We start from the raw sequence: 15,113 nt of genomic DNA, 5'->3' as shown, positions 1-15,113 counted from the left end.
AATGGTTATGCGTATGAAGAAGAAACGGTTATCGATTGTCTCGGTCATTATAGGATTATCGCTTGTGCTGGCCGCATGCGGCGGCGGAAATGGAAACAACGGGGGGAGCGGCAGCGGAAACGCAGCGAAAGAAACGAGCTCTCCTGCGGCAGCTACGGACAAACCAGCGGAGGAAACGGGCAAAACGGAAGGCGGAAAAAAGGCGGGCGGCAGCGTTGTCGTATCGATTCCGCAAGACTTGGATTATCTGGACCCCCATCTTGCCGTTGCGGCAGGCACACAGGAAGTGCTGTTCAACGTATTTGAAGGATTGCTGAAGCCAAACGAGAAGGGCGAGCTTTATCCGGCTGTCGCTGAATCGTACGAAGCGTCGCCTGACGGTCTTACTTACACGTTCAAGCTGCGTCAGGGCGTGAAGTTTCACAACGGCAATCCGGTAACGTCGGCAGACGTGAAATTTTCCTACGACCGCCTAGCCGGTACGGCTACGGGCAAGCCGCTTTCGCCTGCCTTTGCGAGCGTCGGATCAATTGAAACGCCAGATGCTAGCACGGTCGTTATCAAGCTGAAGGAGAATAATACCTCCTTCCTCACCACGCTTACGTCGGCGATCATTCCGAACGGTTACGAGGACAGCAATAAAAATCCGATCGGCACCGGCCCGTTCAAGTTTAAGGAATATTTGCCTGGACAACGCATCAGCGTCGAGAAGTTCGCCGATTATTACGTTGCCGGCGTGCCGTCGCTCGATCAAGTCGAGTTTCGGATCATTACCGATCCGGAAGCGTCGCTCCTTGCGCTCAAGTCCGGTGAGGTCGACATTTATCCGCGAATCAGCACGGAGCGGCTGGAAGAGATTGCAGATAAGTTCCACACGCTTAGCGCTCCGCAAAACCTCGTTCAATTGCTGACCTTTAATATCGACCGGAAGCCGTTCGGCGACATTAAGGTGCGGCAAGCGATCAATTATGCTGTTAATGTCGACGAGATTATTGAAGGCGTTGCGCTTGGCAAGGGCACTAAGCTGGGCTCCAATCTAAGTCCAGTACTGGCGAAATACTATCAAGAGGGTCTGGAAGATACGTACGCTACTGATATCGAAAAAGCGAAAAGCTTGCTTGCAGAAGCCGGCTACAAGGACGGCTTCGAGACAACACTTTCCGTTCCATCGAACTATCAATTCCATGTCGATACTGCGCAAGTAATTGTCCAGCAGCTGCAAAAAATCGGCGTAAAAGTAAAAATCGAACCGGTCGAGTGGGCCGTGTGGCTCGAACGCATTTATAAAGGAAGAGATTACGAACTGACGATTATCGGGCTTGACGGCAAACTTGATCCCTATCAGATTTTGAATAAATATTTGTCTGATTCTCCGAACAACTTCTTTAACTATAAGAGCTCGGAATTCGACGCTACGCTTAAGGGAGCGGTAACGGAAGTGGACGACGCCAAACGCGTCGCGCTTTATAAACAGGCGCAGACGATCCTGACGAAGGACGCGGCCGCCGTCTATATTATGGACCCGAACTTGAATGTAGCGATCAACAAGAAGCTCGACGGCTACAAGCAATATCCGCTCTACGTGCAGGATTTGTCGACCGTCTACTTCGTTCAATAAGAAAGCGAAGGAGCGGCGAAAATGAATTACTATGCCAGGCGTCTGCTGACGTTGCTGCTGACGGTTCTGTTCGTTGTCGTACTGACGTTCGCCGCTTTCCGCATCATTCCGGGCAATCCGGCGCTGACGATTCTCGGAACGGAAGCGTCGGAGGAGCAAATTGCGCTGCTTGAGGCGAAGCTCGGCACCGACCGGCCGCTTGGCGTTCAGTTCGCGGACTGGCTGAAAGGTGCGGCGGTGCTCGATTTTGGCGACTCGCTGCGATTTTCCGAGCCGGTGACGAAGCTGATGAAGGACCGGTTTCCAGTTACGCTTAGCCTGTCTCTTCTAGCGCTAGTGATTACGCTGGTTGTCGCGGTGCCGCTTGGTATCGCGGCCGCCCGTGCCAAAGGGAAGGCCGCCGATCTGCTGATCTCGATCGGCACGCAATTCGGCTTGGCCATTCCGTCGTTCTGGATGGGCATTGCGCTCATATTGGTGTTCGGCCTTGCGCTGCGCTGGTTTTCGGTCAGTACTTATGTGCCTTTCGCGGAAAATCCGCTGCTTTCGCTGAAATCGTTGCTGCTGCCTGCCGTTGCGCTGGCGATTCCGCAAATTGCGATTGTTGTCCGCTATTTGCGCACGACGATGCTGGAGCAATTGCAGCTCGATTACGTTCGTACGGCAAAGAGTAAAGGATTGCGGGAGAGGACGGTGCTTTTCCGCCATGTGCTCCGCAACGCTTTACTGCCGGTCGTGACGGTTGTCGGCATCAACTTTGGCGAGCTGCTGGCCGGCAGTCTCGTCGTCGAACAAGTGTTTACGCTGCCAGGGTTCGGCAGCCTGCTTATAACCGCGATCGGCAATCGCGATTATCCGCTTGTGCAAGGGATGATCATTGTCATCGCTTTTATTGTTGTAACCGTAAACTTCCTAGTCGATCTGTCTTACCGGTTGTTAGACCCGAAAATTCGAATGAAATAGGAGCGGGCGAGAGATGAGAAAAAAAGCGAGCTTCAGCCTGCTGCTCGGACTGGCGTTCGTGACGCTGCTGCTGGCGGTCATGCTGGTCAGCCTGTTTTATACCCCTTATGAACCAAATGAAATGAACGTAACCGAAAGACTTCGGCCGCCGGGCTTCGACCATCTGCTCGGAACCGACAATTTCGGCAGAGATGTGCTCAGCCGGATTATGGTGGGTGCGCAGACCGCCTTTCTAGTCGGCCTATCGTCTACCGCAATCGGGCTCACGCTCGGTTTTCTTGTTGGCGCAACGGCCGGTTATTTGGGCAAATGGGCCGACGAGCTGCTGATGCGCGGCGTCGACGGACTGCTAGCCTTTCCCGGCATCTTGCTTGCGCTGCTGCTCGTTTCGATCTTCAAGCCAAGCTTGTCGCAGACGATTTTGGCGATCGGTATTTTGTCGGTGCCGTCTTTCGCCCGCGTTATTCGAAGCGGGGTGCTGCAGCAGAAGGAATCGGAGTACGTGAAGGCGGCTAGGGGAATCGGGGCGAGTCATTGGCATATTATCGCTAAGCAAATTTTGCCCAACATCGCTTCTGCGATCTTGACGACTGCGGCGCTCAGCTTTTCCGCGGCAATATTGATCGAGGCAGCGCTCAGCTATCTCGGTCTAGGCGTCCAGCCGCCCGATCCGAGCTGGGGCCGAATGCTGAACGAAGCGCAGAGCTACTTGAACAAAGCGCCTTGGTTTACGCTTGCGCCGGGCGCGCTCATTACGCTCACGGTGCTCGGTTTCAATTTGTTAAGCGACGGCGTTCGAGATTTGAGGGATACGAGACAATGAGGCTTTCACGTACCCTGTCGTCTGTCTATGGAGGTGAAAAAAGATGAAGACGCCCAATCGCCGGCAAGAGCACTTGACGCCGCCGCTGCTGGACATCCGCGATTTGCGCGTCGAGCTGCAGTTGTCTCGCAAGACGAGCGCCGCCGTGCTGGACGGCGTTTCGCTGTCCGTCGGGCAGGGCCAGGCGGTCGGTATCGTAGGAGAATCCGGCAGCGGCAAAAGCGTACTGGCGCTGTCGCTGCTCGGACTGCTGCCCGGGGCTATGAAGTTGACGGGCGGTGAAATCCTTTATAAGGAGCGCCATCCGCTGCACCGGTTGAAGGAGAAGAACATAAGGCCGTTTCGCGGCCGTGATATCGCGATGATTTTTCAAGATCCGCTCAGTTCCTTGAACAATGGGTTGACGATCGGTATCCAAGCGACGGAAATGCTTCGGCTCCATCTTGGCCTTTCGAGAGAGGAAGCGGAAGAGCGGGCAATAGCGTTGTTTCGACGCGTCGGCTTGCCGCGGCCGGAGGCGCTGCTGAAGGAATATCCCCATCAGCTGTCTGGCGGGATGCGCCAGCGTATAATGATTGCCATTGCGCTTAGCTGCCATCCGGGCCTGTTGATCGCCGACGAGCCGACGACTGCGCTGGACGTGACGATTCAGGCGCAAATTTTGGATTTGCTGCGGCAAATTCGCGAGGAGAACGATACGGCAATTATGCTCGTTTCTCATGATTTGGGCGTTATTGCCGACGTTTGTGAGCGTATTGCGGTCATGTACGCAGGACAAATCGTGGAGGAAGGACCGACTGAAACGCTGCTATCGGAGCCTCGTCATCCTTATACAATCGGGCTGCTGCAGTCCATCCCGACGCCTTCCATGAAGCGGCAAAAGCTGTTCTCTATTCCAGGAACGGTGCCAGCGCTCTCCGAAAGGCAAACGGCCGGCTGCTTGTTTGCGTCCAGATGCAGCTACGCCGAGTCTAGATGCTTTGCCGAGCGGCCGTCTCTGTATGCATCGTCGTCTCGCCATGCGGCGCGATGCTTTTTGCTGGAGCGGGAAGGAGGGATCCGCCATGCGGACGCCGTCGGCGGCTGAGCCGCTTGTCGAACTGCTCGATATTCGCAAGCATTATGGCAAGAACGGCTTTGGGAGCGGACGCGAAGAGAAGGCAGTGAGGGCCGTAGACGGCGTTACGCTTCAGATTCGTCCGGGTGAAACGCTTGGGCTGGTCGGGGAGAGCGGTTGCGGCAAGTCGACGGTTGGCCAAATCGCGGCGCAGCTGCTGGAGCCGACCGATGGGAGTATTCACTATCGTCATACGCCGATTGGCCGAGAAGCCCGCCAAACCCTCAGGCGACAAATTCAATACGTGTTCCAAGATCCTTATACTTCACTTAATCCGCGTCATACAATCGGTCAAATCTTAGAGCAGCCGCTAGCGATCAACCGGCTGGGCGGAAGCAGCAAGGAACGAAAGCAGCTGGTACTGGAGATGCTCGAAAAAATCGGGCTGGAGCCCCGTTATGCGGACAGCTATGCTCATCAGCTTAGCGGCGGCCAGCGGCAGCGCGTCGGAATAGCCAGAGCGCTCATGCTGAACCCGTCGTTTATCGTGCTTGATGAGCCGGTTTCGGCGCTGGACGTCTCCGTTCAGGCACAAATTCTCAACCTGCTGAAAGAGCTGCAGGAGGAGCTTTCATTAACCTATTTGTTCATTTCGCATGATCTGAAGGTTGTTCATTATATGAGCGACCGGGTTGCTGTCATGTATCTGGGCCGAATAGTCGAGTTGGCTGATGTGGAACAGCTGTACGAGCAGCCGCTCCATCCGTACACGCAGGCGTTAGTTTCAGCGATTCCTCAAGGCTTCCGCAAGGAGAAGCAGCAGCGAATCGTGCTGCAGGGCGAATTGCCGTCCTCAAGCGAGAGACTGACGGGCTGTCCGTTTCGCACCCGCTGCGCGCATGCCTTTGAGCGGTGCGCTGCGGAAGCGCCAAAGCTGTCCGCTTTCGCGGAAGATCATTACGTCAGCTGCCATCTCTATTCATAGAATAAAGGGCCGTGATTCGCCGTCTAACGGGGGAGTCGCGGCCTTCTTTCTTACCCAGTGAGCGAGGTGTATAATATAATAAGAAGTGAAATAATTGACGAAGTAGATAATTGCGGGATGACGCGGTTTTATCGTGACGCGCTGGCTCCCGCTTTTTTAAATAAGGAAAGAGGGTTCGAACGGGATGTCTCGTGAAATTCGCGCAAACGAGCTGGCCGCGCTTAAAGATATTGTAGAAACGCTGAATACGTCAAACGATTTGGATCTGATTTTGAACAGCGCGCTTGCCAAATTGCTCGAAGTGACCGGCTTTACAACGGGCTGGATTTTTTTATTGAACACGGAAGAAAATGGTCAGGGAAATAACTGCGTTGCGTCACGAAACCTGCCTGAGGCGCTGCAAGCCGGCGATTGGGCAGTGATGGCCGGCAATGATTGCTGGTGTGTCGATGAGTATCGGAACAGCAGGCTGGAGCACGCAGTGAATATAATCGAGTGCAGAAGAATTCAATTTGCGGTTACGCATCGTCTCGGCAGTACGGAAGGCGTTACGCATCATGCGACGGTGCCTCTGTCGGCGGGCAGCGACCGTTTCGGTTTGCTGAACGTGGCGGCTGCGGGCAAGACTTGGTTTGACGAAGATGAACTGGCGTTGCTGCAAGCGGTCGCTTTCCAGATCGGAACGGCGGTGAAGCGAATTCTGCTCTATCAGGCGCAGGAGCGGCATGCCATGTTGTACGCGAGGCTGGGCGACGTTATCCAACGGATCAATGCCATTCAGGACAGTCATCAGCTCCCGCTGCAATCAGTGAAGCTAATTGGCGATGCGTTTGATTGGCCATTTGTCTCGTTATTTATTTATGAGCAGCAGGAGCTGTCGCTGCGAGCGAGGCTGATAGACACCCGCGTTAGTAAGGAATGGGAATCGTTGGCGCTGGATCAGGCAGGTCCCGTCAGCCAGGCTTTTCGCGAGAACAGACTTGTTATTGAATCGAATAAAAGCGCGAGCCCCTGTGCCTCGCTGACCCGCATCGGCATACCGGCGTACAATTCGGCGGCGGCTATCCCGCTGCGCATACGGAACCGCCCGATTGGGGTACTGTTCATATCCAGCCCGAAATGCCAGCAGTTTGACGAGTATCATGAAGAATTCATGTACTCCCTGGGCGATCATATTACGCTGTGTATGGAAAATTTGCGGGTATATGAACAGCGGCGGGAATTGGCGAGGATGGAAGAGAGAAACCGGATGGCGCGGGATTTGCATGATTCGGTCATTCAGAAAGTGTTCTCGCTGTCCTTTCTCGCCAAGGGAGCGGAGACGGTACTGGCGGATGGAGCGCCTGTGGTAAAACAATCGTTGCAGGATATTCAACAGCTGGCACAGGAGGCGCTCAAGGAAATGCGCGGCTTAATCTGGCAGCTTCATCCGCCCGGACTGGAGAACGGTCTGCTTCCGGCACTCAAGGAATACGGGCAAGGAATGGATTTGAATGTATTCGTGCAGGCCGAAGGAGTAAAGGAATTGCCGAGAGCGGTTGAAGAAGCATTGTGGAGGATTGGCCAGGAAGCGCTCAACAACGTGCGCAAGCACGCCGGAACGAGTGATGTTCATATTCGATTGACGAAAACCGACGAGTTGGCCATGCTCGAAATTCGGGATCGGGGGAAAGGCTTTTCAACGGAGAAGAAAAAAGGCAGGCCTTCCATGGGTATGGTATCGATGAGAGAACGGGCCGAGGCGCTGAACGGCGAGTTATCGATCGAAAGTGGAGGCAAAGGAAAGCCGACCGTCGTTCGCGTACGAATCCCGATTGCGGCACAGGAAATTTGCCAGGAGAAAGAGGTTTAACGGTGACAATAAAAATATTGCTGGCCGACGATCATCAGATCGTGCTCAAAGGCATTTCGTTTTTTTTGAGCATGCAGCCCGATTTCGAGTTGGTCGGTGAAGCGCATAACGGCAAGGAAGCGGTCGAGAAAGCGGCTGAGCTGCACCCGGACATCGTGTTAATGGATTTGAACATGCCCGTCATGGACGGTATTGAAGCGAGCGAGCGGATCGCTGCCCAGCATCCTGATATTAAAGTGCTTGTGCTGACCAGCTTCTCTGATCGGGGTCACATATTGCCTGCGCTGCAGACGGGCGCTGTTGGCTACATGCTGAAGGATGTGGAGCCGGAGCAGTTGGCGGAAGCGATTCGCAGCGCGTATATGGGCAATATTCAGCTGCACCCCGAAATTTCAGCGGCGCTGTTGTCACAGCTTCAGCCGCAGACCCAGCCGGAGCGGGTGGCAAACGTCGTCGGCCGCAATCCTTCCGTCGAAGTGTTGACGCCGCGAGAGCAGGAAGTGCTGCAGCTGCTGGCGAAAGGGCTGAGCAATAAAGAAATTGCTGTTCAACTCGTCGTCGCTGAAAAAACGGTCAAGACGCATGTCAGCAGCATATTGAGCAAGCTTGGTTTGTCCGATCGCACGCAGGCGGCTTTATACGCGGTGAATGCAATTCAAAGATAATTTTATGTAGTAAATCAATATAACAAATTATAGGAAGCTAGCCATTTTAGTAAATGGATTAGTTTCTTTTTTATATGAACTTTTATTTATCAAAATATTGTTTTCGCTGAATATAAATTATTGATTATTTGTAAATTTTGATTGCATGCTCATGAAACTTTATTTAATATATTAAGGGGATTTAAGGATAGTATTTCCTGCTCGTTTAACATAATCGAAAGGTGATTGGTAATGAGTTTGTTACGCAAATTTGTCGGCATGCTTTTATTCATTTTCTTTTTTTCATTCCATTCAAGCATTTCTGTTGCTACTGTAGGCCAATTAAATCAACAATTCGGTGCAGAGATTAAACAGCAATCAGATTATTTAACTTTTGAACATGGTCAAGATATTTATCATCAAGAAGTTTTAATCAAAAATACGGGAGACGAGGTTTGGGAGCCGAATATACATAATTTATCTTATCATTTATATGACACCAATGATGATATGATTATTTTTGACGGCGTAAGAACCGTTTTGCCACGTCAGGTTCTCCCTGGAGAAACGATTGAAATGCAAGCGGTATTTGAATTGCCGGTGCCTAATGGTCTTTATACCGTTGTATGGGATATGGTGAAGGAAGGCGCAACGTGGTTTGGGGAATTGGATACGAACGCACTAGCGGTAACCACTGTCCATCTTAACAAAACATTAGATTTTTCAATTGTAAAAAAGAAAAGCGAGTTGTATGCGTTTTCGGATAAAACAATCTCAACCCGCATAGTTATTAAAAATGAAGGCAGCAAAGCGTGGAAATCGGAAGAACATATAAATTTGTCTTATCATATTGCCGACAACTCAGGCAATAGAGTCATTTATGACGGTCTTCGCACAGAATTACCTAAGGAAGTGAACCCCGGCGAATTTATTACTCTTCACGCAAAAATAAAGTTGCCGGACAAGCCCGACTCTTATCTAATCGCATGGGATATGGTGCAAGAAAATGTATCCTGGTTCAATGCTGATACTGCCGTTACGAAAATCAAAGTAATCAGTAGTATATGGCAATATGTTTTGAGTGCATTTGCTGTTGTTATGTTTAGCATAATTGTATATATCGCAAATAAAAGAACGAATATTTTTAGAAGCAGGTTGTTTGAAAAACTGACTTCCTATTTGTTTGTCAGATTGGATTTAATTTTCTTTTTTGTAGCCGTTTATTACAAGACAGTTATAATAACAGCTAATATTTCTTTAACAAATAACGAAACAAAGAATTATATATTTATGGTTACTTTAATGATGTGCATTTTATTTAATTTTATTCATACAAATAAATTAAGATTAATAGTGCTTTTTAGTGTTGATATTTTTATTAGTTTCATTTTGTTCGGAAATTTAGTATATTACTCTTATTTTAAAGACGTGCTTTCACTTAATTTGCTTTCTATGGCTAATCAATTGTCATCGGTCAGCGATAGTGTCTATAATTTGATTAAGCCGTCTTATTATTGGCTATTTGCTGATCTTGCGGTATTTGTAATTATTTTCATCGTCCATCGGTTAAAGAAGTTAGATATGAACTGGATATCTCCAAAAATAAATCGCGGGATATCGTTTGCACTTCTTACTGTCATTTTCATTCCTTTTATGACCAATATTAAAGATTTAGCTACAGGCGATTTCTATTTAAAAAGATATTACAATATGGGGATAGTTCAAGAGTTAGGACTAGTCAATTATCATTTGTATGATGCATACAGTTTTGTGAGTAATAAATTTGATAGAATCTCGGCTAATGATTTAAAAACCATTCAGAATTGGAAAGATAGTAAGGAACATCCGGTTGGGGATGGAGATTATTTTGGTTTAGGAAAAAATATGAATGTTGTTCTAATTCAGTCTGAAGCGCTGCATGACTTTACAATTGGTCTAAAATATCGTGAACAAGAGGTTACGCCTAACTTGAACAAGTTTATATCGGAAAGCTATTACTTTACGAACTTTTTCAACCAAACTTCTCAGGGCCGGACGTCTGATGCGGAATTTACAACTTTAACTTCTTTGTATCCGTTGCAATCGGGTTCCGTGTATACGACATATCCTGCCCATAAATACAAGTCCCTTCCTGTCATTTTAAGCGGGAGGGGTTACTATACTTTTTCAGCTCATGGTTACAGGGGGGATTTCTGGAATAGAAATCAAGTTCATAAAGCAATGGGGTTCCGGGAATCTTTTTTCGCTAAAGACTTTGAAATGGATGATATCGTAGGAATGGGAATATCAGATAACTCTTTTTTTAAACAGTCTCTTTCGAGAATCGATCAGCTCCCGCAACCATTTTTTTCTTTTCTAATTACCTTAACCAATCATCATCCCTATAATTATCAGGTTCCGGGGGAGAAATTCGATGTAGGTGTATGGGAAGGAACATTCTTAGGGGATTATTTGAAAAGTGTACATTTTGCCGATGCCAATTTAGGAAAGTTTCTTGATAGCTTGAAGCAGAAAAGCTATTATGACAATACTATTATTGTAATTTATGGGGACCATGATTCTGGTGTATCTTTAGAGGATATTAAAGCTATCGATGATCGTGTAACAGGAAATGCACGGACTAATAAGGTTCCATTAATTATTTATATTCCAGGTGAGAATAGTGAGACATTTTCAAAAGTAGCCGGACATTTAGATACCCTGCCAACGTTACTACATCTTCTCGGCATCAATAATGAACAAAGTTTATTTATGGGCAAAAATTTGTTCTCATTCGACAAATCTCCGGTTGTTTTTAGAAATGGAAGTTTTATTTCAGAAGATATAATTTATATGGATGGTACTTGCTATAGAGATGATCTTGAAGTGAACAGTGAATTATGTGAGCCTACAATAGATAAAGTAAATGAAGGGCTCTGGATATCTGATCAGATCGTAAAATTCAATTTATCCGAAAAATTGAAATAGACTTGACGTAGTCCTACGTCTATAGTCTTACGACTAGTCCTCCGTCTTCGGAGGGCTTTTTCGTTTACTTTTCCGTCTTTTTGCCGATGTGGACGGTCTTTGATCTGTATAAAATGAAGGTAGTTACAAAAAGTTAGCGAATTAAAGCTAGCGATAGACAAATTAGTGGAGGGAATTACATCATGAGCACAGTATTGTTCGTAAAAGCAAACGACCGCGGCGATCAAGCGGTCAGCGTAAAATTGTATGAATCTTTCTTGGCAAGCTATAAAGCAAGCCATCCGCAAGACAACGTTGTAGAACTGGACCTGTTCAAGGAAGAGCTTCCTTACATGAACGCCGACATGATTAACGGCAACTTCAAAGCAGCTCGCGGCTTCGATCTGACTCCAGCAGAGCAAGCGCAAGTAGCAGTTGCAGCGAAATACATCGATCAATTCCTTGCTGCGGATAAAGTCGTATTCGGCTTCCCGCTGTGGAACCTGACGATTCCTGCTGTCCTTCACACTTATATTGATTACATCTACCAAGCAGGCAAAACGTTCAAATATACGGAAAACGGTCCTGTAGGCCTTATCCCGGATAAAAAAGTTGCTCTGCTGAACGCACGCGGCGGAGTATACTCCGAAGGACCAGCCGCTGCAGCGGAAATGTCCCTCAATTATGTGAAAAACATTATGAACTTCTTCGGCGCTACAAACATTACTGAAGTAATTGCCGAAGGTCACAACCAATTTGCGGACCGCGCTGAAGCGATTGTAGCTGAAGGCGTTGCCGCAGCTGCAAAAGCGGCTGAAAGCTTCTAATTTATTGCGAAGAATGGAATAGATAAGCACGGTCAAAAAGGAACGCTCTCGTTGGGCGTTTCTTTTTGTTTGGGAGCAAAAATGCATGCCTATCAACAGCTGTAGCAAAAGCTGTATCAAAAGCGGTAACATAACGAAAATAAACGGTGGCGGAATTCGCTTTTTAGGGCGGTTTTAATGGCGGTAGAGAGTATGTGGTGTGTGTGGTTGACCGGATTGACTGGACGCCGTTTTGCATTTTTACACCGTGCTCTGCAGTTTGTGGAGTTGTGTAAAAAGAAGAACTCTGACAGTCATTTTTGCGGAATAGCCGGAAATTACGGCCTATTCTCGCCGAAAATTAACAAGCATCGCCTAAGGCTAGCAGGGGATGCTTGTTTTTGCGTTTTGAGCCTTTGACACCTTTCGAAAGCAAAAGGTACTATAATAGTCTATGCAACTTAGAGGGGCCTGGAGATGATCGAATGAACAAGCAGTTTTTCGAGGAAATGCGCAAGGTAAGCCACCATGACGAGCTGCGCTCGAAGCTGCTGCTGCACGGTGTTAAGCGCATTTTAGAGGAGAAGCAGGAACATAAGGGGAAGCGGAGATTATTCGGTTTCCTCGATAAGCGGCGTTCGATCCGAGAGGCGGAGCGCCACCTGTCTCCGTGGAAGCACGACGAGGCGCCTCAGACAGAAGAAAGCAATCCCGGTACATAAAAACAAACGGCAGTCCTGGCTTATAGCCGCGGACTGCCGTTTGTTTTTTTGTCGCACATTGTTGTTGTTGTTGTTGTTGTTGTTGTTGTTGTTGTTGTTTCATGTCCAAGACGCATCGCTCCATCGCAAGCTAGAACTGCGCGTTGTTGATCCGTTCGATTTTTGCAGGTTTGTCGAACATGTCTTCTAAGTGAAACACGAAACACCAGCGCCTCTTTTTCGGTATGTGAGGCGGACGTACGAACCAATCTAGCGATTGCTGCACTATTTTAATAGAAGAGAGTCGATTTTAGAAAGAAGGGAAATCAGTATGGCTACGATTATTCGTGATTTCATTCCCTTGGGCAGAGCCAACCGAACGAACAAACCGATTGACGGTCCTCGGTTTATTACCGTTCACGATACGGCGAATAAGGGGAAGGGGGCGAATGCCATCTCCCACGCTGCCTATTTGAAGAGCGATAGAGCTGCGGCGCTGCCCGTCTCTTGGCACTTCACTGTAGACGACAAGCGGGTTGTCCAACATCTCCCTTTGACGGAGCATGGCTGGCATGCGGGAGATGGCGGCAAGGGGCAGGGCAATTTGTCCTCCATCGGTATCGAGATTTGCGAAAATGCGGACGGCGATCGGGCAAAAGCGGAACAGAATGCGATCGTTTTGATCGGTGACTTGCTGCTTCAGTTTAAGCTGCCAATTACTTCAGTCGTGCAGCATAACCGTTGGAGCGGCAAAAATTGTCCCCATACGTTTCGGTCGAAACCGGGCAGTTGGGAAACTTTTATCGAATATATTAAGCGTTACATGGAACAAAATAAGGAGGAGGATACTCCGATGACTCCCGCGGAAAGAAAACAATTGCTCGATTTGCAAAATCGCTTGGCGGAGCTGGAGGCGACAGCGAAAATGAAGATACCGCCGTGGGCGCAATCCGCTATGGAGGCTGCAATTAAAGCGGGCGTAATTGATTCCCCCGCCGACGAAGCATCGCGCGACTTTTACAGATTGCTAACGATTATGCATCGTAAAGGACTTCTGTAAGTTCATTTCATTGACGGATATAGTTGCCTGACCGCTTAATAGGGCGATGAGCAGCGTTGTGCAGTCGAAGGATACCGTCTAGCATTTAACTGTAGCACGGTGCACGGTGTGAACTCTAGCAACATGGTCAGCGTCTGACCAGTCTACATTTCGTTTGACCGCCGAAGTTGACCGGGCACCGCGATCCTCGATGGTAACACATGCCGGGAGGCACGCCGACTATGTCGTGCAAATTGATTGTTTTGTGTCATGCAGCCGCGTTCCATAAGGGTGGATCTAGAGGCAATATGTTTTCAGCTCCTGACACGCGGATTCGAGAAATGGGCGTAACATCAATTAATGCATTTTTAGGTTAACAGTTGACGGAGCAAGGGGGACGGTCCCATAATGGATTCGACTAAGCATTATGGGAAGGAGCGTCGTTTTCTTGCACGTAAGATCGGTATCGCTCTATTATTTTTTGTTTTTTTTGGCGGTCTCCTCATTTCCGCCATATGTTAGCAGTTATTTGAGTGAACGGGGTTTGACCAACACGTCAATTGGTTTATTCGTATCGTTGTCCGCCGCTATTGCGATTGTCGGGCAGCCGCTGCTCGGCATGATTAACGATCGGATGCGAGATTCGCGTATCATTTTAATGCTGTTAACGGTGCTTGCACCGTTGTTCGCTGCCGGTCTTCATTTTGCGGGCAGCTTCATTTTGCTGCTGTTATTTTATTTAATGTTCAATTGGTTCCAGCAATCGGCCGCTCCGATCAGCGATTCGCTTGCTGTCGTAATCGGGGCCAAGGAAGGTTTCGCGTTCGGCAATGTCCGGCTGTGGGGAGCTCTTAGCTACTCGCTCGGCGTTTTTGCGACTGGTTTTATATACGATCGCGTCGGTTTTACAGCGGGTTTTCCACTATATTTGGGTATTAGTGTGCTGGCAGCCGCCGTTTTATGGTTGTATCCCAAAACAAAGCCAGCGATGCAGAGAGCATCGATCTTCGAGCAAGGCCGTCAGGTACTGGCCGATAAAAAGTTTATGGCGTTTACAGGTATCAGCCTGCTTGTTGCGACAGCAATTACGGTAAACTTCACGTTTCTCCCGATCTATTTCATTGAAGCGGGGTTGGGCCGCAGTTGGACAGGCACAGCATTTGCGGTAACGGCGATTGTCGAAGTGCCGATGTTCTGGCTGGCCGGGAAAATGATTGCCCGGATCGGTCGGATGAACATACTTGCTTTAGCAGCAGCTCTTTATGCGGCTAAAGGGCTGGCGATGTTTTTATTCACCGACGTAACCGTTATCATATTTGCACAAGTGCTGGAAGGAATCGCTTATGCCTTCTTTACAAGTGCAACGGTTGAGCTTGCCGGACAATACGCAAGTGACAGGCTGAAAGCAACCTACTTGACCTGCTTTTCAGCGTTCACGTTTGGGATTGGCAATATAATCGGCAGCACCTCATTCGGTATGATTATCGATCGTAGCGGAGCCGCATTTGTATATTTGATACTTGGACTTCTCTCCGCTGCCGCCGCAGTTCTTTATATGACGGCAAGGGGCATCGCTCCGAAAGAGACGCAGTACCTACAGCAGGCTTGATTAGTATTCTCCCCTTTAGGCAGACAATGGAATGTTCATTTTGGAATGGACATAACACTGTTGCCCGAAG

Annotated in this window: 12 protein-coding genes; all 12 read left to right on the top strand. The window is 48.7% G+C overall.

The genetic code is table 11. The annotated features are described in order from the left end of the window. Positions 1-13: 13 nt before the first annotated feature. The 12 genes from ACFVTB_RS07410 to ACFVTB_RS07355 all read left to right on the top strand — a co-directional run bounded on the left by ACFVTB_RS07410 (position 14) and on the right by ACFVTB_RS07355 (position 15,043). On the top strand, positions 14-1,618 hold the full coding sequence (locus ACFVTB_RS07410) for an ABC transporter substrate-binding protein (RefSeq protein ID WP_387746886.1): 1,605 nt from the start codon (positions 14-16) through the stop codon (positions 1,616-1,618). Between the two features lie 21 nt (positions 1,619-1,639). Further along, positions 1,640-2,581, top strand: coding sequence for an ABC transporter permease (locus ACFVTB_RS07405; RefSeq protein ID WP_387746884.1), 942 nt, complete (start codon positions 1,640-1,642; stop codon positions 2,579-2,581). 13 nt (positions 2,582-2,594) lie between these two features. Beyond that, a complete protein-coding gene (locus ACFVTB_RS07400) occupies positions 2,595-3,404 on the top strand; it encodes an ABC transporter permease (protein WP_387746883.1) in 810 nt (269 codons plus the stop codon). A gap of 43 nt (positions 3,405-3,447) precedes the next feature. Next, a complete protein-coding gene (locus tag ACFVTB_RS07395) occupies positions 3,448-4,491 on the top strand; it encodes an ABC transporter ATP-binding protein (protein WP_387746881.1) in 1,044 nt (347 codons plus the stop codon). Continuing rightward, positions 4,469-5,446 carry an ABC transporter ATP-binding protein gene (locus ACFVTB_RS07390; protein ID WP_387746879.1) on the top strand — a complete coding sequence of 326 codons (978 nt, stop codon included), beginning with the start codon at positions 4,469-4,471 and terminating at the stop codon, positions 5,444-5,446. Before ACFVTB_RS07395 ends, ACFVTB_RS07390 begins: the two co-directional genes overlap by 23 nt. A 184-nt stretch (positions 5,447-5,630) precedes the next feature. Next, on the top strand, positions 5,631-7,298 hold the full coding sequence (locus tag ACFVTB_RS07385; RefSeq protein WP_387746877.1) for a GAF domain-containing sensor histidine kinase: 1,668 nt from the start codon (positions 5,631-5,633) through the stop codon (positions 7,296-7,298). 2 nt (positions 7,299-7,300) lie between these two features. Beyond that, a complete protein-coding gene (locus ACFVTB_RS07380; RefSeq protein WP_387746875.1) occupies positions 7,301-7,963 on the top strand; it encodes a response regulator in 663 nt (220 codons plus the stop codon). A gap of 231 nt (positions 7,964-8,194) precedes the next feature. Next, positions 8,195-10,909: an LTA synthase family protein gene (locus tag ACFVTB_RS07375; RefSeq protein ID WP_387746873.1), complete on the top strand. Its 2,715-nt coding sequence runs from the start codon at positions 8,195-8,197 to the stop codon at positions 10,907-10,909. Between the two features lie 182 nt (positions 10,910-11,091). Then, entirely contained in the window at positions 11,092-11,715 is a 624-nt protein-coding gene (locus tag ACFVTB_RS07370; protein WP_387746871.1) for an FMN-dependent NADH-azoreductase, read from the top strand. A 464-nt stretch (positions 11,716-12,179) separates the two neighbouring features. Further along, positions 12,180-12,416, top strand: a complete 237-nt coding sequence (locus ACFVTB_RS07365; protein ID WP_387746869.1) for a hypothetical protein — start codon at positions 12,180-12,182, stop codon at positions 12,414-12,416. A 310-nt stretch (positions 12,417-12,726) separates the two neighbouring features. Continuing rightward, positions 12,727-13,455, top strand: coding sequence for an N-acetylmuramoyl-L-alanine amidase (locus ACFVTB_RS07360; RefSeq protein ID WP_387746867.1), 729 nt, complete (start codon positions 12,727-12,729; stop codon positions 13,453-13,455). 427 nt (positions 13,456-13,882) lie between these two features. Next, a complete protein-coding gene (locus ACFVTB_RS07355; protein ID WP_387746865.1) occupies positions 13,883-15,043 on the top strand; it encodes an MFS transporter in 1,161 nt (386 codons plus the stop codon). The last annotated feature ends 70 nt before the right edge of the window (positions 15,044-15,113 follow it).

Source organism: Paenibacillus sp. NPDC058071, from assembly GCF_042885235.1.
In the GTDB taxonomy this organism is placed as follows: Bacteria; Bacillota; Bacilli; order Paenibacillales; family Paenibacillaceae; genus Pristimantibacillus.
This window is presented reverse-complemented; position numbering and strand designations above follow the sequence as displayed.

What these genes read in the sequence shown, in the direction of transcription:
- ACFVTB_RS07365 (WP_387746869.1), top strand. Translation starts at nt 12,180, where the DNA reads ATGAACAAGCAGTTTTTCGAGGAAATGCGCAAGGTAAGCCACCATGAC.
- ACFVTB_RS07390 (WP_387746879.1), top strand. Translation starts at nt 4,469, where the DNA reads ATGCGGACGCCGTCGGCGGCTGAGCCGCTTGTCGAACTGCTCGATATT.
- ACFVTB_RS07370 (WP_387746871.1), top strand. Translation starts at nt 11,092, where the DNA reads ATGAGCACAGTATTGTTCGTAAAAGCAAACGACCGCGGCGATCAAGCG.
- ACFVTB_RS07395 (WP_387746881.1), top strand. Translation starts at nt 3,448, where the DNA reads ATGAAGACGCCCAATCGCCGGCAAGAGCACTTGACGCCGCCGCTGCTG.
- ACFVTB_RS07405 (WP_387746884.1), top strand. Translation starts at nt 1,640, where the DNA reads ATGAATTACTATGCCAGGCGTCTGCTGACGTTGCTGCTGACGGTTCTG.
- ACFVTB_RS07410 (WP_387746886.1), top strand. Translation starts at nt 14, where the DNA reads ATGAAGAAGAAACGGTTATCGATTGTCTCGGTCATTATAGGATTATCG.
- ACFVTB_RS07400 (WP_387746883.1), top strand. Translation starts at nt 2,595, where the DNA reads ATGAGAAAAAAAGCGAGCTTCAGCCTGCTGCTCGGACTGGCGTTCGTG.
- ACFVTB_RS07375 (WP_387746873.1), top strand. Translation starts at nt 8,195, where the DNA reads ATGAGTTTGTTACGCAAATTTGTCGGCATGCTTTTATTCATTTTCTTT.
- ACFVTB_RS07385 (WP_387746877.1), top strand. Translation starts at nt 5,631, where the DNA reads ATGTCTCGTGAAATTCGCGCAAACGAGCTGGCCGCGCTTAAAGATATT.
- ACFVTB_RS07360 (WP_387746867.1), top strand. Translation starts at nt 12,727, where the DNA reads ATGGCTACGATTATTCGTGATTTCATTCCCTTGGGCAGAGCCAACCGA.